Origin of the sequence: Acidithiobacillus sp. (genome assembly GCF_023229925.1) — a bacterium.
GTDB lineage: Bacteria > Pseudomonadota > Gammaproteobacteria > Acidithiobacillales > Acidithiobacillaceae > Acidithiobacillus.
In genome coordinates this window covers 731,163-748,897 of sequence record NZ_JALNYM010000001.1, presented here as the reverse complement: position 1 = coordinate 748,897, position 17,735 = coordinate 731,163, and the positions used below count along the sequence as shown (strand labels likewise).

Genomic DNA, 17,735 nt, shown 5'->3' with positions numbered 1-17,735 from the left:
GAGCGTCCAGCGAGTCGTGTCCCGTGGAAATGAGGGGATCCGAATTAACTGCTGGCGGTCTGTCCGTCGTCATGACCGTCGTCTGCGCCGCCCGGCTGGGCTCCATCGTCCTGATCCGAACGATTACTGCGTCGTCTCCGTCGCCGGGGACGACGACGTGATGTTGCGGGGAGTGGCCCCAGCGCTGGTTCCTGCCCGGTTTCTTCGAGACGGGCCTGTTCGATGAGAAGGCGCCGACCATCATGATCTGCGGTCTGGAATTGTTCCCACCATTCCACCAAAGCGGCAGGTATTTCTCCACTCTGGCAGCGCAAACTCAAAAAATCGAAGGCCGCGCGAAAGCGTGGATGGGCGAGCAGAGCATGAGGGCGACGTCCCCCACGGCGCAGAAAGCGCGCTTGCAAATCCCAGATTTCGCGCATGGGTAGGGCGAAGCGGCGGGGGACAGAAACCCGCCCCACGCATTCCTGCAACACGTCGCTGGCGGCCTGCTGCAACGCGACCGTGGCAGGTTTGCCCTGTTGCTCAAGCAACTGGCTTTGCAGTTGCAGAGCCGGCCAGAGCAATGCAGCAAAAAGGAACGCGGGCGTCACCGATTTGCCGTCGCGTACCCGCGTATCGGTGCCTTCCAGCGCACCTTGCAACAACGCACGCGCCGCGCCGTATTCTGCGTTGTCGAGGAGCACATCCACCTGGGGAAACAGGGCGGAAAATAGTCCCTGCTGACGTAGGTGTTCGAAACTGGTCTGCGCATTGCCATTCAGAAAAAGTTTCAGCGTTTCCTCAAACAGCCGCGCCGAAGGCACCTCCTGCAGGCGCTCGCGGCAGGCCGCTATGGGCACTTGTGCGGCTGTATCCATAATGAATCCCAGCTTGGCAGCAAAGCGAACGGCCCGCAGCATCCGTACCGGATCTTCCCGGTAACGCTGCTCGGGATCACCAATGACGCGCAGACGACCGGCCTGCAAATCTTCCATGCCCGTGGAGAAATCTAAAATACTGCGGTCGGCAATATTGTAATAAAGGGCATTGGCGGTGAAATCCCTGCGCCGTGCGTCCTCTTCCAGTGAGCCATAGACGTTATCCGCCAATATGCGTCCTGTTTCACTGTGCTCGCTGGCTGCGTCTTCCTTGCCGTTCGCACTGCCACGGAAGGTGGCTACTTCTATGATCTCGCTACCAAACTGCACATGGACCAGGATAAAACGTCGGCCGATCAGCCGTGCGTTGCGCCGAAACAGCTTTCGGACCTGTTCCGGGCGCGCGTCCGTCGCGACATCGAAATCCTTAGGCTCCCGTCCCAGTAGCAGATCGCGGACACTGCCGCCGACCAGATAGGCCTGAAAGCCGGCGCGGTGCAGGCCATTGAGTACTTGCAAGGCACTGTCACTGATCTGGCGCCGGGATATCTTGTGCTCACTGCGCGGTGTCACCAGCGCACCGGAGATGCCGGTTGATGGCGCCAACGTCGTTTCGATGGCGCTGTCGGGCAGGTTCAACTGCTTGGTAATAAAGGATTTTATGGATACCAAGGGCGATCTCTGGGTCGGTAGGCGAGTAATCTGGGCGACAGTGTACCTGAAAAGTTGCGGAAAAGCAGTGCTTACCGGGAAGTACGTGCTGTTACTTCGAACGCCCAATATTCATGGGTTGTCTTCTGATTGGATCGCGTTAGGTACATTGACCGTTCCCCAGACTTGTCTGACCAGGTATATCGGCCTTTGCTTGCTTTCCTCATAGATCCGGCCGAGGTATTCACCGATCACTCCCAGGGCCATGAGCTGCACGCCACCCAGGAATAGCAAGGTAACCATCATGGATGGATAACCCTTTACCGGGTTTCCATACACCAGGGTGCGGATGATCAGCCAGACGGCATAAAGGAAGGCCAACAGCGAAACCACAAAACCCAGATAAGCGGCAAGTTGCAATGGTACCTGGCTAAAAGACGTAACGCCTTCTACGGCGAGATTCCATAGCCGCCAATAGTTCCAGGTGGTTTTCCCCGCATGGCGGGGCGCACGATGGTAGTAAACATTCGTGCTGCGAAAACCGACCCAGGCAAACAAACCCTTCATGAAGCGCCTGCGTTCAGGAAGGGTCTGCAAGGCATCGAGAACCGGACGGGACAGCAGCCGGAAATCCCCCGTATCCGGCGGTATCTCCACATCGCTCATGCGATTGATGATCCGGTAAAAGACATGCGCAGAGGCGCGTTTGAGCCACGATTCTCCTTCGCGGGAGAGTCGGACGGCGTTCACCACATCAAACCCCTCCCGCCATTGGGCGAGAAGCTCGGGAATCAGTTCGGGCGGGTCTTGCAGGTCAGCATCCAGCGGAATGGCGGCTTCTCCCCGCGCGGCATCCAGCCCGGCGGTGAGCGCCGCTTCCTTGCCAAAATTTCTGGATAAATCAATAACCCTGACCCGTCGATCCTGGTGATGCAGGGCGATCAACTGCAACAGTGTGTCATCGCCGCTGCCGTCATTGACGCAAATCATCTCCCACGGCTCACCCGCTTCGTCCATGACGGCACAGACCCGGGCGTAGAGTGTCGCGAGATTCCCGGATTCGTTGTGGCAGGGGATGATGATGGAAACGGTCATGATGCTTCGATGTGGGCCGGGGCGTGGAGATGATGGAGAGCCATCGCAGAAAACTACAAGAGTGTGCCCGCCACGTCAAACAAGGCTGGAAAAAAAGTGTTCACTTGGGTATAGTGCGGGATGCCTTGAACCATGGGGTTGGGACGCAACTGCCCGGCCCCTTTCTTGTTAGGTGAACCAATATGCAATTGATCGGCGAAGCCCTCACCTTTGACGATGTGCTCCTCGTTCCCGCCCATTCGGCGGTGCTCCCCCGTAATGTGCAGATCGCGACCCAGCTCAGTCGCCGCATCCGGCTGAATATCCCACTACTTTCGGCGGCGATGGATACAGTAACCGAGGCCGCCATGGCCATTGGACTTGCGCAAGAGGGTGGGATCGGCATCATTCACAAGAATATGTCCCCGGACCAGCAGGCCGCTTTGGTGCGGCGGGTCAAAAAGTTCGAGTCTGGCGTTATTAAGGACCCCATTACCACTCGCGCCGATGTGAGTATTCGCGAAGTGTTGCAGGTGATGGCCGTACACGGAATTTCCGGCGTGCCCGTCGTGGATGGTGAGCGTCTGGAGGGCATCGTGACCCACCGTGATCTGCGCTTTGAAACGCGCATGGATGCCCCGGTGAGCAGTGTCATGACCCCGCGCGAACGCCTGGTCACGGTGCCGGAAGGGACCAGTCTGGATGCCACCAAGGCATTGCTGCATCAGCATCGCATTGAAAAAATCCTGGTGGTCAACGAGTGTTTTGAATTGCGTGGGCTGATTACGGTCAAGGATATCCGCAAGGCTACCGAACACCCGCTGGCCTGCCGTGATGGCCAAGGTCGCCTGCTGGTGGGTGCCGCGGTGGGCGTCGGCGAAGGCACCGACGTGCGGGTACAGGCACTGGCAGAGGCGGGAGTTGATGTCATTATCGTCGATACGGCCCATGGGCACAGTCAGGGGGTGCTCGACCGGGTACGCTGGGTGAAGGATCATTTTCCGGATGTGGATGTAATCGGCGGCAACATTGCTACCGGAGAGGCGGCCCTGGCGCTGGTGGAAGCAGGCGCTGATGCCGTCAAGGTGGGTATCGGACCGGGCTCTATCTGTACGACGCGTATTGTTGCCGGGGTAGGTGTGCCACAGGTCACGGCCATCAGTCATGTGGCGGACGCGCTGGCAGGTACCGGCGTATCGCTTATTGCCGACGGCGGCATCCGCTATTCCGGGGACTTCGCCAAGGCGTTGGCCGCGGGAGCGCATGCGGTCATGGTCGGTGGCCTGCTCGCGGGTACCGACGAAGCGCCGGGCGAAATCGAACTTTATCAGGGTCGTTCCTACAAGGCTTATCGTGGCATGGGCTCGCTGGGAGCTATGCAGCAAGGATCTGCCGACCGCTATTTTCAGGATGCTAGTCCGGAGGCCCCCAAACTGGTGCCCGAAGGCGTGGAAGGCCGGGTGCCCTATAAGGGACCGGCCGGGCAGGTGATTCACCAGCTCCTCGGTGGCTTGCGCTCCAGCATGGGCTACCTGGGGGCAGAAGATTTGTCGGCTCTGCGCAGCCGCGCCCGCTTCATCAAGATTACCCAGGCGGGCGTGCGTGAGAGCCATGTCCATGACGTGAATATCACCAAAGAAGCGCCCAATTACCGGGTGGAGTGAACCATGCAAGAACGTATCCTGATTCTCGATTTCGGTTCGCAGTTCACCCAGCTTATTGCGCGGCGGGTGCGCGAAGCGCACGTTTACTGTGAAATTCATCCTTATAATATGCCACTCGCGGACATTCGTGCGTGGCAAGCGCAGGGGATCATTCTGTCCGGCGGACCATCGTCGGTACATGATGTCGACGCTCCCATGGTTGATCTGGACGTGTTTACCCTGGGCCTGCCGATCCTCGGTATTTGTTACGGCCTGCAGTTGATGGCGCATTTACTGGGCGGACGAGTTGGCAAGGCGGAGCATCGGGAATATGGCCGGGCGCACATTCAGATAACAGAAGCGGTCGGCCCGTTCTTACCCTTCGGGGCGGCAGACACTGCCGAAGAAGTCTGGATGAGTCACGGCGACCGGATCGAGTCCGTGCCCGATGGTTTCCGGGTCCTGGCCAGCAGTGCCAATTCGCCGCTGGCGGCTATTGGCGACCCTGCGCGCAACTTCTATGGCGTGCAGTTTCATTTGGAGGTCGCCCATACCCCCCGTGGTGCGGAGATGCTCACGGCCTTCGTGCGTGGCGTATGCGGCTGCACGGGTGATTGGACCATGCACTCTTATGTGGACACGGCGGTGGCGACGATTCGTGCCCAGGTGGGTAAGGGCCGGGTCATTGCCGCGCTTTCCGGCGGGGTGGATTCGGCCGTAGCGGCGGTGCTCATTCATCGTGCCATCGGCGACCAGCTCACCTGCATTTTTGTGGATAACGGGCTGTTGCGCTTTGGAGAGGCGGAGAAGGTAGCGACGGTCTTTCGCAATTACTTTCAGATTCCCCTGCAGGTGGTGGACGCCCGGCAGCGTTTTCTGGATGTGCTGGCGGAGGTCACTGATCCCGAAAAGAAGCGCAAGGCCATCGGTAATCTGTTCATCGAGATTTTTGAGGAAGAGTCGAAGCATCTGGAAGGCGCCGACTTTCTGGCCCAGGGTACCCTTTATCCCGACGTGATCGAGTCTATTTCGTTTAAGGGTCCCAGCGCGACGATCAAGTCTCACCATAACGTGGGTGGCTTGCCGGAGCGCATGCACCTGCAACTGGTCGAACCCTTGCGTGAACTGTTCAAGGACGAAGTGCGGGAACTCGGCCGTGAGCTGGGCATGCCCGAAGAAGTGATCCGTCGTCAGCCCTTCCCGGGGCCTGGTCTGGCTATCCGTTGTCTGGGGGCGATTGATGAACATCGCCTGGAAGTCCTGCGCCGTGCCGACCGTATCGTCATGGAAGAGATCCGTGACGCCGGGTTGTATGATCGTCTCTGGCAGGCTTTTGCGGTATTGCTGCCGGTGCGCAGTGTCGGCGTGATGGGCGATGCGCGGACCTATGATGAAACCATCGCCCTGCGCGCGGTGGAGTCGGCGGATGGCATGACCGCAGACTGGGCGCACCTACCCTATGAAGTGCTGGGGCGCATCTCCACCCGGATCATCAACGAGGTCGCCGGGATCAATCGCGTGGTTTACGATATTTCATCCAAGCCGCCGGCTACTATCGAGTGGGAATGACCAGGCGGTAAGTATGTATATATGGCGGCAATTGGGCGTTTCTTTGCACCTGAGTTGCCGTTATCTTTTATAAAAAATACTTCGTTCCCGCCTTTCGACTATGTGCGTATTCCGTAGCGCTTTCCCGCAGTATATGCTGCTTCACGTCACGCCATTTTACGGGTCACTCGCATTATTTTTTATGTGAAATACGCTAATTATTTTGTACGTTAAATAAATAGTGTTGACATTTTTGTTGCGAAATGTGATAATAAAAATATTAATATTTTATCGGTAATAAATATTAAAAATATTCGGTGTGGCGGTAACGCGCAATTCCTTGGTCATTCTGCACCGTGATATTCACCACATTTTTGGAGAAATCATGGCATCCAGAAAGCTTCGGAATAAAAAAAGCAGGCTGCGGCGCGACGGTTCTCTGCAAGGCCTTATACTTGCCTGTGTGGGTGCTTCAATTGGCTCTGGGTGGTTGTTCGGACCACTATATACCGCGCAGCGGGCAGGCCCCTACGCAATCGGTTCATGGATGATCGGCGCCGCTGCTATCCTTTTGCTGGCATTGGTTTTTGCGGAGCTTGGTCCGCTGATTCCCCGAGCGGGTGCAGTGGTTCATCTGGCCCATGTGGGAAACGGCCCGATCATTGGTCATATGTGGAGTTGGATTCTCTTTCTCTCTTACGCCACCATCGCGCCCATCGAAGTTACGGCCATACTGACCTACGCCAATAATTACTTGCCGGGATTGCTGCAGCAACATTCCGACCTGCTCAGCGTCAAAGGTTTTACTGTCGCGCTGGCGTTGCTGGCCTTATTTATTGCCATTAATTTTCTGGTGGTGCGCTGGGTGTTGAAAATCAACAATGGCGCTACCTGGTGGAAAATTTCGATTCCCGTGCTGACGATTGGCGTGTTGCTCGCCACGACGTGGCACCCCGGTAACTTTGTGGTGCGGGCACAGAATGCCACGGCCGATTTTCACGGAATGTTCGTTGCTGTGGCCACCGACGGTGTGATTTTCAGCCTGCTGGGTTTTCGTCATGCCATCGACCTGGCTGGAGAAAGTAAAAACCCGAAACGGGATGTACCGATTGCCGTTATCGGCTCCGTCGTGATTGCATCGGGAATTTATATCGCTTTACAGGTAGCTTTTATCGGTGCGATACGTCCTGCCGATTTGGCGGCGGGAGGCTGGCAACACCTCCATTTTTCCGGAATCAACGGTCCTTTTGCCGCCCTTGCCGCTGCGGTGGGGGCCGGCTGGCTGGCTGTGCTCCTGTATGTCGATGCGTTTGTGTCACCGGGCGGAGCCGCATTGATTTATACCACCACTGCAGCCCGGGTTACCCTGGCGACCGCCGATACCGGAGCAGCGCCCAAGTGGGTGGCACGCATCAATCGGCATGGGGTGCCCTGGGCCAGCCTGATTTTGCTGTACGCTGTCGGTGCGGTATTCTTTTTTCCGTTTCCCTCCTGGCAGAAAATGGTGGGTTACATCGCTTCTATGACGGTACTGTCCTATGTCATCGGTCCCGTTGCCCTGATTCAGTTGCGTCGCGCAATGCCTGATCTGGAGCGCCCTTTTCGCCTGTGGGCAGCACCAGTGATCGCACCGCTCACCTTCGTCGTGGCAAGCTGGATCGTGTTCTGGTCGGGTCTGAATACCCTGAATTTCATTTTCGGCACTTTGTTCGTCCTGCTAATCTTTTATGCCCTCACCGGCATCTGGCGGAAAGGCAGATGGTCCGCAATGGGGTGGCAGTATATGTGGTGGATTATTCCCTATTTTCTGGGTTTGTGGGGAATCAGTTGGCTGAGCCCGGCGGTTCTGGGCGGAACGGGGGTGCTTGGATTTTTTTCCGGCATGGCGGCAGTGGCCGTTTTGAGCCTGCTGATATTTTATGTGGCCATTCATCAGGCGGTGGCGGACAGTACCATGAGAGCTTACATGCAGCATTTCAGAAAGCGGGAAGCGGATGCGCCGTGAGCAGCATGTAAGCATGTAATGGGTGACGGTACTACCGGCATGGGCTTACTTTTTTTCAATCACAGATCTATTCGGTGAACAGGAGGGATGCATGACGGATCGCATCGGAAAAAAACGGGCAATAGAACCTAACCGATGGTCGAATCGTTCAAATCTGCAAACGGATGCGAAGCGTTGGGTGATTAAAATTGGCAGCAGCCTGCTGACGAACGACGGCCAGCATCTGGATACCACCGCGATACACGCCTGGATGCAGCAAATTCTGCAGTTGCATCAGCGCGGTGTAGAAGTGGTACTGGTGTCCTCCGGATCGGTAAGCGCTGGAATGCAACGCCTGGGCTGGACAGATCGGCCGGTTTCACTCAAAGCCCGACAAGCCGCGGCCAGCGTTGGTCAATCCGCCCTGATACATACCTACGAGAAGATGCTGCAGGAATGCGCGCAGCCCGAGAATGACCGTTTATACTGTGGTCAGGTGCTGTTGACCCACGATGATCTTCGTACCCGCCGGCGCTACCTGAATGCACGCTCCACGTTACGCACGCTGCTGGACAGGAATGTGCTGCCCATCATCAACGAAAATGATGTGGTTTCTTATAGCGCGATCAATCTGGGCGACAACGACACCCTGGCGGCACTGGTGAGCAATCTGCTGGATGCCGATATCCTGGTCATTCTTACCGATCAGACGGGACTGTTTGACGCTGATCCGCGCAGTCATCCCGAAGCGACGCTCCTGACGGAGGTTGGTGCAGGCGATCCGATGCTGGAGCGCATTGCCGGGGGCGGCGGATCCCGGGTGGGAACGGGCGGTATGCTGGCCAAGGTGCGTGCTGCGGCACGTGCCGCGCGTTCTGGTACGTCGACGATCATTGCGGATGGACGCAGTCCGGAAGTTTTGCCGCGCTTGCAGCAGGGGGAAACGATCGGCACCTTCGTTCATGCCCGCTTACCTAAGCTGGCTGCGCGGAAGCGCTGGCTGGCCGGGCATCTGCGCAGCAACGGAGTGCTGCATCTGGATCAGGGCGCGGCCCGGGCGATTCTGGAGGAGGGAAGCAGCTTACTGCCGGTGGGAGTTATCGCGGTAGAAGGTACATTCCGGCGGGGCGATTTGGTCGTTTGCAAAGATCCGTTGGGGCGGGACATCGCCCGCGGTTTGATCAATCTCGACGCGCCGGTCGCTGCGCGCTGCTGCCGGAAACAGAGTCATGAATTGGCGGATGATCCTGAGGTGCTGGAAGATGTACTGATTCATCGTGACAACTTGGTAATCAACGATTTGTTACGCTAAAAACGGTGGTGAGCTGGCTGACGATCCCGAGGTGAGCGGGGATGTACCGATACTGGCCCATCGCGATAACCTGATAGTGGTGGTTAATGACCTCCCGTCGGCTGAACCATATTCCCGTCCGTAGGTAAAATCCGGCTGGGAATGATGTGGACGTCCTGCTGCTGGTGCGCCAGTGTTACGTTATGGCGGAGCAGACTTTCCACCACGGAAGCACGCAGGTCGGTCTGCACGTTATAACTCTTGTTACAGTCCTCCAGATACACCCGCAGATAGAATTGCAGGGCATTTTCGTTGACGTCCAGCAACAGCGCGGTAGGCGGAATACCGCGCGGATCGTCCTGCAGGACGTCGGGATGATTTTGACCTTCCGCTACCAGCAACTGCTTTACCAGCGGGATATCGGCATCATGAGCAGTGCTGAAGGGGATCATGAGGCGCAACACGCTATTCGTGTACATCCAGTTGGTCACCTGGCCAGAGATCAGTTCAGAATTAGGAACGAAGACTTCAGTGCGGTCAAAAGTAAGGATCAGGGTGTAACGGATGCTCATCTTCTGCACATATCCCTGAGTGGTACCCACCTGAATCCAGTCACCAACACGAATGGGACGCTCCAATAGCAGAATCAGACCAGACACAAAATTATTGACGATATTTTGCAGGCCAAAGCCGATGCCAACGGATAATGCGCCCGCGATGATGGCAAGATTGTGCAGCGCTACACCCGCGGTGGAAAGCGCAATCAGTACGGCGATGATAAATCCCATATATCTGACGATGGACAGTACGGAGTGGCGGGCCCCGCTTTCCAAATGTCCAATAATCCGGGAGTGGTCGGATAGGTGTTTCTGGACCAGGGCGTTAATGTTGAACAGCAGCACGAGCAAAAGCGCAGCAATCACCCAGCGAAAAGGCTGAATATGAAAGCTGCCAATGGAGAAGCCGGTGATGAAATATTTCCCGATCAGGGTAAATCCGGTATGTGTCAGACCCCAGGCATATAAAATAAATGCCACTACGCATAACCACACGGCGGCGTAACTTATGGCACTGAACCATGTTATCCAGGGCAAGGGTTGATCTTCTTTCAGGCCGAGACGTTGGCGCAGGAGATGTTGCCAGCGCCCGGCTTTTCGCGCTGTATGCATCCAAAAGTCGGCACTTGCCCAGGAAAAAAACAGACCCATTCCGAAGGCAAGCAAGGACATTAGCAGGCCAAAGAACATATAGTAAGAAAGATTACGATAACCAATGATGGCGAATATAGCGGTGGCGATCAGGGCTAATGATATGAGTATTCTAAGCAGCGGATAACCACGGAAAGATTTTCGGTCGCCGGTCTGCCAGACCAGCCAAAATACTGCACCGAGAACTACCAGGTGGTAAATAGATCCAAAAAAGATGGGTCCTATCGGCGACAATGGATCGTTGGGAGAAATGTTGGCCCAGGTGAGACCCAATACGGATAAGGCCGCAATGAACCGTAAGGTTCGCAGAGTGGGACGTAGCGTTTGCGGTCTCCAAGGTAAATGACGGCTGACTACGCCCGACGAGCTGAGGGCCAAAGCGAGTAGCATGGAGATAAAGATATAGCCGCCCCAGGTGCCGAGAATGAGGGCAATGAGGGGCGAAAGGGTGTTGGTGAAATAGGTCGCCGTTGCAGTGGCGAGGATGCCCGCCAGCAACGATATATAATGATAAGAATTATGTTGTAGAACAGGTAACTTCAGTGTGCGATAAATTATTTTAGCTAATGACGCACGTAAAAAAAATAGCAACACAAATATGACTACACCAATTCCTATGGATATCTGCAAGTTCTGTTGTGCAAGAACAGAACGTCCATTATGAGCGAGCCAGAAATGTTGTTCGTCAATCCAAGTGGCAGCAGAGACCGATTGCAGGGCAATCGCCTGTTTCCAGATGCTGTGATCATGGCGTAAGAGCAATTTATCATGTAGTGCATCACGTTTGTTGCTGATTTGTTCGCTCAGATCTGTGCTCGCGACGGCGAGAACCTTGCAGGTAGCGAGTTCTCCGCTGAGATTCTTTTGCGTATCCTGTAGTTTTTGGCGTAATGTACTGAGATTCTTTGGTTCGCCGGCAATGGTAGACCCTAGTATGCCCAGACTTTTATCTATTTGGTTGAGGTTGCTGCTCCTTTCTATTATACACTGTTGTGCGTTGTCGCTGATCACGCGTACGGTTTTCTGCCAGCTCAGAAGTTGCTGTAAATCGACGTTTTTTGATAAATCCTGGTGAATCGATTGTAGCGTCGCACTGGCCTGTGACACCGGCGTGCCAGAGGCGTCTGCCAATAGCGGAAAAATCAGGATAACAAAGCATCTTCCTAACCAGGATAAATGCGAAAATATCAGCCTACTTTTTGAAAAATTCCGGTTATCCGCTGGTAAAAGGATCTTCCACTGAATCACATGTCGCTCCTTTTCTGAGGCCATTCATGGAACGAGAAATGGGCATGGGGTTGCGCTGATCGCCAGCTTATCACAGGCGATGGCTGAGGGCTTCGGTTCAGGCTGCTGGCTGTAGTCGCCTAGCCACCTCGCTAGGTGGTTATTTGCACGATAAAAAATGACGAGAGGGGTATATGTTGTCGGCATATGGCGACAGCTTGATGTGATCCCTGATCTTGAAACGAAGCTTTTTTGGTGGGTTATCCGTTGGTGAATGATCACAAAAAGGGGTTTTGGCCCTGTGGGTGGGCGTTTCAGGTTTTCCTGCGCGTGGCCATCGTTGGCTTCCGGGTAGTGTGGCATAAAAAATGCTTGATAACGGTGTGTAATGATCGTAGAGGAGTTAGCCATGAAGAAGCCCATCTATAATGCCCTGTTCACGGCACTGATTGCCGCACCTTTCATCGCTTTGGGAGGCCTTGTGCACGAGGTGGCGCCACTGCGCCCAACAACGACTACTTCTGTTGCCCGGCCGGTAGTGTCCAGCGGCCTGCGGATGATGGGCGACGCGCAGATGGTGATGGGCCATGTTGAGCAGGCGGACTGGCTGCTGCTTACGCCGGAAGAGCCTGCCCATCAATCTTCGGCTGCCCCCCACCGTCAGTATGCGTCTGTTACGGTACGATCCCTGTAGCCAGTTGGGAAATGGGTGACTGTGTTTCCCATCATTATTGAGAAGAATGCGGAGGAAGTGATGTCCACCAAAAAATGTAAATGGCGTTTTATGCTGTCGGTGACAGCGTTGGGTGCGGGTATCCTGTTGCTGTCGAACTCCGCGTTTGCGGATCGGGATGGTTGGGGTGGCCCGGCAGTAAGCTTGTCTATCGGTGTCCCCGGTGTCGTCTATCCAGCGCCAACCTATTATGCAGCGCCACCAGCCTACTATTATGCGCCGCCTCCGCCTCCGCGCTGGTATCGGCGTCGTGAACATTATTGGCACCATGAGCATGACCGTCGCTGGGGCGATGACGATTGATGGGGGTTGGCAGGTAGCAATCCCACGGTAACGCCGTTAGTTGATGATGGTGCGCCGTGCGCTGCGCGTCAGTAAGGGAAGTATGACTTTTTGCAGCAGGGGGGGCAGGGCGATTGGTTTGAGCAACATTTTCATCGCCATATCAAAGGGGTAGTGGCGACTTATCCAGCCGCCCATGCGTTGTCGAAATGCTGAGAAATCCTCCAAGGAGAATTGCTGCCCGGGATTTTTTACTTCAAAAGCATTTTTGAGGGCAAGATAGCTGTCTTCCTGATCCACTTCGGCCACACGTTTCCAGAGTTCACGGCCAATGCGCCAGCGTGAATTTTTCTCGCGTGCTTGATATTGCAGAAAAAATCGGTAGAAATATTTGTAGTGATGGACTTCGTCGGCGCGGATGCGTGCAGCGAGCTGGCACAGCACGGGCTCCGGGCTGGCCGCCTGAATCATCGTATAAAAGCTGGACGTGCCCGTCTCGACGACGCAGCGTGAAGCCATTTCTAAGGCGCGAGTGGGTCCCAGTAAATCCGTGCGACAGTAGGGCAGATAAGCGTCTACAAAGCCCTGATAAGCACGTTCCCAATCAAAATCCGGCCAAATAGTGAGCACATATTGGCGCAATGCTTGCCCATGCTGTACCTCTTCGATCTCCCATTCCTGGAGCAACCACATGGTGGCACTCACGTTATCCTGATAGTATTCCACGAGGTTACGGGTGTAGAGATCGGACAGCGTTTCTACAAAGGAAGCACCGGCTAATAGATAAAACCAGTCCATATTGCCGATGATCTTTTCCTTTTCAATGGCGGCGTAAGGAATATCGGCCAGAGACCAGGCCGGACGGACGTTATCTGCGGGCATTGTATTTGCCGCCTCCTTAAAATTCTGTCAATGGGGTTGGTGATTATAGCGCATATCCTGTGCTGATGCCCCTGTGGCAACAAAGGCGGCACGCCAGTGTCCGCCGTATTCACCACGACCCAGCAGGCAGGTATAAGAGGCGCGCCGGGGCGTTCCTAAATGGCAGCACTGCTCATGCGCTCTGTCCTCTAGTCAATGTGTCATGGGGCACGTCGAGGGGCAGGGAGAGACTGGCGGGACCAGTCGCGGCTGACGTATCATTCCCTTTTGAATTGTGGCGGTATCTATTTCGTGCCTCGGGGTGTCTGCTTGTTGAAGGCCATTGTGTTCCTAAGGAGGATATCATGGCGTTGTGTGTAGAATTGCATCCTGTGAATCCACAGCCGCGACTGCTGGCGCAAGCCGTTGAGGTGCTGCATGCCGGAGGTTTGCTGGTTTATCCAACGGATACCTGCTACGCCTTGGGTTGTATAGTGGCGGCACGGGAGTCCCAAGAACGGCTGCGGCGCATCCGGCAACTGGATTTGCAGCATGACCTCTCGCTGCTGTTTTCCAGTATTTCCCAATTGGCGGACTATGCCAAGTTGGATAATCTTGCGTATGCGCTGGTGCGTAAAACGATGCCTGGACCCTACACCTTCATTCTACCAGCGACCAAAGATGTGCCGCGGCGCCTGGCCGACCCGAAAAAGCACAGTATTGGTGTGCGTATACCTGCCAATCCCGTGTGTGAAATGCTGCTTACGGAGTTGGGAGAGCCCTTGATGAGCTCTACCCTGCAACTTCCGGGCGCCAGTGCGCCGCTGACAGATCCCGATGAAATTTGTGAGGTGTTGGGGAGTCAGGTGGATATGGTGCTGGTCTCGGGTGTGGGTGGGGCACTCTGTTCAACGGTGGTGGATCTTTTGCAATGGCCGCCGCGCCTGCTCCGTCAAGGCGCTGGTGACCCGGGGCTGCTCGGTCTTAGCGTTGCCGTCTAGCCCCATGTAGTATTAGGCGGGTAGGGCATTACGCTGATATACTGCATCCATGTCTGATGCCACGCAATTTATCCAAACCCTGGCCATTTGGGCGATACCGGTGTTGTTTGCCATTACCGTGCATGAGGTGGCCCATGGCTGGGTTGCCTGGAAACGGGGTGATCCCACCGCTATGCTCATGGGTCGTCTAACGCTGAATCCGATCAAACATATTGATCCTTTTGGGACCATTTTGCTGCCGGGCATGCTGCTGCTGTTTCACTCGCCCTTTCTCTTTGGTTACGCCAAGCCGGTGCCGGTCAATTTTGACGGACTGAAAGACCCCAAACGCGATATGGTGCTCGTCGCCATCGCCGGGCCAGCCGCCAATTTGTTGATGGCCTTCTTATGGACACTGGTGTTGTGGATGGGCGGGCATCTCCCCGATGCCCTGGCGTACATCAGTGAACCCATGCGGCTGATGGGCGAGGCGGGCATTATGATCAATGTCATCCTGATCATTTTTAATCTGATCCCCATTCCGCCGCTGGACGGTGGTCGGGTGGCGGTGGGGTTGTTGCCGGCGTCAGCCAGTATGGCCCTGAGCCGGGTTGAACCTTATGGATTCATTATTTTGATTGCACTGCTGTTCACCGGCGTGTTGTGGTCCGTCCTGGGTCCTCTTTTTCTGTTGGTGCGTCACTTTTTTCTGACAATTGGCGGTTTGTGATGACAGAAATCATCGTTTCCGGCATGCGGCCGACGGGTCGTTTGCATCTGGGGCATTATCACGGCGTACTCAAAAACTGGCTGCGTTTGCAGGATGAGGCGGAGTGTTATTTCTTCGTTGCCGATTGGCATGCGCTGACCACCCATTATGAAACGACACGGGGGATCAGTGAAGCGGTCTGGGATCTGCTCATTGAGTGGTTGGCGGTGGGGGTAGACCCGGAAAAGTCCGTGCTCTTTATCCAATCCCATGTGCCACAGCATGCCGAACTGGCGCTGCTGCTGGGGATGCTGACACCGCTGTCCTGGCTGGAGCGTGTGCCGACCTTCAAGGATCAGCAGGAAAAATTGCGGGAGCGTGATCTTGCCACCTTCGGTTTTCTGGGTTACCCGCTGCTGATGACGGCCGATATTCTGCTTTATGACGCCCACAAGGTACCGGTGGGGGCGGATCAGGTGGCGCATCTGGAGATCAGCCGAGAGCTGGCGCGGCGTTTCAACAGTTTCTACGGGCGCGATGCCGATGCGGTGGCGCAGGTAGAAAAGGGCATACAGGCCATGGGCAAGCGCGCGGCGAAGACTTTTGCCTCCTTACAGCGGCGTTTTCAGCAGAACGGTGACGGTCTGGCGGTGACCGAAGCGGCGGCGTTCCTGGGGCAGCAGGCAGGGCTCAGTGCGGGGATGTGCGAGCAACTCCTGGCCCACCTGGAGGGCAAGGGGCGGGAAATTCTCCGCGAACCCCAGGCGTTGCTGACGGCGGCCTCAAAAATGCCGGGGCTCGACGGGCAGAAGATGAGCAAGTCTTACGGGAATACGATCTCCTTGCGAGAAGTGCCGGAAGTGGTGCAGAAAAAAATTCGTACCATGCCCACCGATCCAGCTCGGGTGGCACGCACGGACCCTGGTACGCCCGAAAAATGCCCGGTTTGGGCCCTGCATCAGGTTTATTCCGACCTGAAGACGCAGGCATGGGTCCGCAATGGCTGTACAACGGCAGGTATCGGCTGTCTGGATTGTAAGCAGCCGGTAATTGAAGCTGTGCTCGCTGAGCAGGCCCCGATCCGTGAGCGGGCGGAGTACTGGGCGGCCCGTCCGGAGCAACTACAGGAAATTGCCCACGCGGGTGCCCAGCGTGCCCGCCGACGCGCCGAGCAGACGCTGGAGCGGGTACGCGCAGCCATGGGTCTGGCGCATGGGCAGCGCCGTTTCTGAATCCCGTCTATCGGCGGTGCCCATGCAGGTTCACGGGCAGCCGCTGGAAGTCCTGCCCGATGGGCTCTTTATTCCACCGGACGCCTTGGAGCTGTTGCTGGAGAGCTTTTCCGGTCCGCTGGAGTTGCTGCTCTGGCTGATCCGCCGTAACCGCATGGATATCCGCGATATTCCAGTGGCTGAAGTGACTCGGCAGTATCTGCACTACCTGCACGAAGCGCGCCGACGCAATCTGGAACTGGCGGCGGAATATCTGCTGATGGCGGCCTGGCTGGCGGAGATCAAGGCACGCATGCTGTTGCCCGTGCCGCCCGCAGCGGAGGATGAAGACCTTGATCCCCGTCTGGAACTGGCGCGCCGCCTGGAGGCTCTGGCTACGGTGCAGAGTCAAGCGGAGGCGCTCCACACGTTGCCTCAGGCAGGACGGGATTTCTGGACAATGTACCCCACGCCATGCCCTGATCTGCCCTTGGCACCACCGCTGGTAGCCCTCCTGGATGTCGTAAATGCCTGGCAGGCGTTGCTTCAGCGCCCTGCGCGCAAGCCACCTCCGGCCCATACCCTGACGAATCCACATATGGGATTACGGCAACGGATGGTGGAGTTACTTCTGCATTGCCGCCGAGAGCCGCGCCCCTGGTTTTTTAACGAGCTCCTGCCGCCCACGGCAGATCGCCTGATTTTGGCAGTATCACTATTAGCCATATTGGAATTGCTCCGGCAAGAGGCACTGGCTTTGGTCGAAGACGAAGAGGGGGGCTGGCAGGTCGCGGTAGCGGGTGTCGATGGGCTTGGGGTGGCCGATGCGTGAGGCGCTCCTGGCCTTGTTTTTGTCCAGCGCTGAGCCGATCTCCCGCGAGCACCTGGCGGCCCTTCTTGACGACGATCCCGACTGCGGAGGATGGGAGGCGGCGTTGGAGACGCTGCTAGCCGTTGGCGAAGGACCTCTGCAACTGGTCTCCGTCGCCGGTGGCTATCGTTTGCAGATTCATCCCCGTCACAATGCTCTCCTGGCGCGCCTTCACGTCGAGGCGCCACGACCTTTATCCAAGGCGACGCTGGAGACCTTGGCCGTGATTGCCTATCAGCAGCCGATAACCCGTCCAGAAATAGAGCATTGGCGGGGGGTTGCAGTGAGCGCGCAGATCATGCAGCAGCTTCAGGAGCGCGGTTGGATAATGGTCGCCGGGCACCGGGATACTCCGGGGCGACCGGCGCTTTGGGTGACCACACCGGGTTTCCTGGCACATTTTTCGCTGCCTTCGCTGGAAGCATTGCCAAAGGTCATGGCGGCGGAGAGACCTGACGGAATATGAAAAACGTGACGGAATGAAACATGATAAATAAAGATGATGGGAAAGTTATATCAATCTGATTGGACGAATTTTGGACGTACTATAATATCCAGAGCAGAGTTTGAAATTGGGCTCGGTAAGCGGAGATGGGGGTTGT

15 protein-coding genes are annotated in these 17,735 nt (G+C 56.3%); 11 read left to right on the top strand and 4 right to left on the bottom strand.

The features are described from left to right. Positions 1-44 precede the first annotated feature (44 nt). On the bottom strand, positions 45-1,532 hold the full coding sequence (gene pcnB, locus M0P56_RS03815) for a polynucleotide adenylyltransferase PcnB (RefSeq protein ID WP_291508721.1): 1,488 nt from the start codon (positions 1,530-1,532) through the stop codon (positions 45-47). Between the two features lie 111 nt (positions 1,533-1,643). Then, positions 1,644-2,606 carry a glycosyltransferase family 2 protein gene (locus M0P56_RS03810; protein ID WP_291508720.1) on the bottom strand — a complete coding sequence of 321 codons (963 nt, stop codon included), beginning with the start codon at positions 2,604-2,606 and terminating at the stop codon, positions 1,644-1,646. A 182-nt stretch (positions 2,607-2,788) separates the two neighbouring features. On the opposite strand from M0P56_RS03810, the gene guaB reads away from it, so the two are divergent. The 4 genes from guaB to proB all read left to right on the top strand — a co-directional run bounded on the left by guaB (position 2,789) and on the right by proB (position 9,072). Continuing rightward, complete coding sequence (gene guaB, locus M0P56_RS03805) at positions 2,789-4,249, top strand: IMP dehydrogenase (protein ID WP_291508719.1); 1,461 nt, start codon at positions 2,789-2,791, stop codon at positions 4,247-4,249. Positions 4,250-4,252: 3 nt separating this feature from the next. Then, positions 4,253-5,797, top strand: a complete 1,545-nt coding sequence (guaA, locus tag M0P56_RS03800; RefSeq protein ID WP_291508718.1) for a glutamine-hydrolyzing GMP synthase — start codon at positions 4,253-4,255, stop codon at positions 5,795-5,797. 364 nt (positions 5,798-6,161) lie between these two features. Beyond that, entirely contained in the window at positions 6,162-7,781 is a 1,620-nt protein-coding gene (locus M0P56_RS03795; RefSeq protein WP_291508717.1) for an APC family permease, read from the top strand. Positions 7,782-7,872: 91 nt separating this feature from the next. Continuing rightward, positions 7,873-9,072, top strand: a complete 1,200-nt coding sequence (gene proB, locus M0P56_RS03790) for a glutamate 5-kinase (protein WP_291508716.1) — start codon at positions 7,873-7,875, stop codon at positions 9,070-9,072. A gap of 83 nt (positions 9,073-9,155) precedes the next feature. Here proB and M0P56_RS03785 read toward each other — a convergent pair whose 3' ends face one another. After that, positions 9,156-11,390 (bottom strand): mechanosensitive ion channel domain-containing protein, encoded by a 2,235-nt coding sequence (locus tag M0P56_RS03785; protein WP_291508715.1) that lies wholly within the window; start codon positions 11,388-11,390, stop codon positions 9,156-9,158. A 505-nt stretch (positions 11,391-11,895) separates the two neighbouring features. On the opposite strand from M0P56_RS03785, the gene M0P56_RS03780 reads away from it, so the two are divergent. Both M0P56_RS03780 and M0P56_RS03775 read left to right on the top strand, forming a co-directional pair. Next, the gene (locus M0P56_RS03780; RefSeq protein WP_291508714.1) at positions 11,896-12,180 is read left to right on the top strand and encodes a hypothetical protein; all 285 of its coding nucleotides are present in this window, start codon (positions 11,896-11,898) and stop codon (positions 12,178-12,180) included. 60 nt (positions 12,181-12,240) lie between these two features. Further along, a complete protein-coding gene (locus M0P56_RS03775; RefSeq protein ID WP_291508713.1) occupies positions 12,241-12,522 on the top strand; it encodes a hypothetical protein in 282 nt (93 codons plus the stop codon). Between the two features lie 36 nt (positions 12,523-12,558). Here M0P56_RS03775 and M0P56_RS03770 read toward each other — a convergent pair whose 3' ends face one another. Next, complete coding sequence (locus M0P56_RS03770) at positions 12,559-13,383, bottom strand: ferritin-like domain-containing protein (RefSeq protein WP_291508712.1); 825 nt, start codon at positions 13,381-13,383, stop codon at positions 12,559-12,561. A gap of 344 nt (positions 13,384-13,727) precedes the next feature. On the opposite strand from M0P56_RS03770, the gene M0P56_RS03765 reads away from it, so the two are divergent. Genes M0P56_RS03765 through scpB form a run of 5 tightly spaced genes read left to right on the top strand, consistent with a single transcriptional unit; the run spans position 13,728 to position 17,599 of the window. Then, positions 13,728-14,363: an L-threonylcarbamoyladenylate synthase gene (locus tag M0P56_RS03765; protein WP_291508711.1), complete on the top strand. Its 636-nt coding sequence runs from the start codon at positions 13,728-13,730 to the stop codon at positions 14,361-14,363. A gap of 49 nt (positions 14,364-14,412) precedes the next feature. Next, complete coding sequence (locus M0P56_RS03760; RefSeq protein ID WP_291508710.1) at positions 14,413-15,072, top strand: site-2 protease family protein; 660 nt, start codon at positions 14,413-14,415, stop codon at positions 15,070-15,072. Further along, positions 15,072-16,283 (top strand): tryptophan--tRNA ligase, encoded by a 1,212-nt coding sequence (locus tag M0P56_RS03755; protein ID WP_291508709.1) that lies wholly within the window; start codon positions 15,072-15,074, stop codon positions 16,281-16,283. The genes M0P56_RS03760 and M0P56_RS03755 overlap by 1 nt, the downstream gene beginning before the upstream one ends. Beyond that, positions 16,264-17,094: a ScpA family protein gene (locus M0P56_RS03750; RefSeq protein WP_291508708.1), complete on the top strand. Its 831-nt coding sequence runs from the start codon at positions 16,264-16,266 to the stop codon at positions 17,092-17,094. Before M0P56_RS03755 ends, M0P56_RS03750 begins: the two co-directional genes overlap by 20 nt. Next, positions 17,087-17,599 (top strand): SMC-Scp complex subunit ScpB, encoded by a 513-nt coding sequence (gene scpB, locus M0P56_RS03745; RefSeq protein ID WP_291508707.1) that lies wholly within the window; start codon positions 17,087-17,089, stop codon positions 17,597-17,599. Before M0P56_RS03750 ends, scpB begins: the two co-directional genes overlap by 8 nt. The last annotated feature ends 136 nt before the right edge of the window (positions 17,600-17,735 follow it).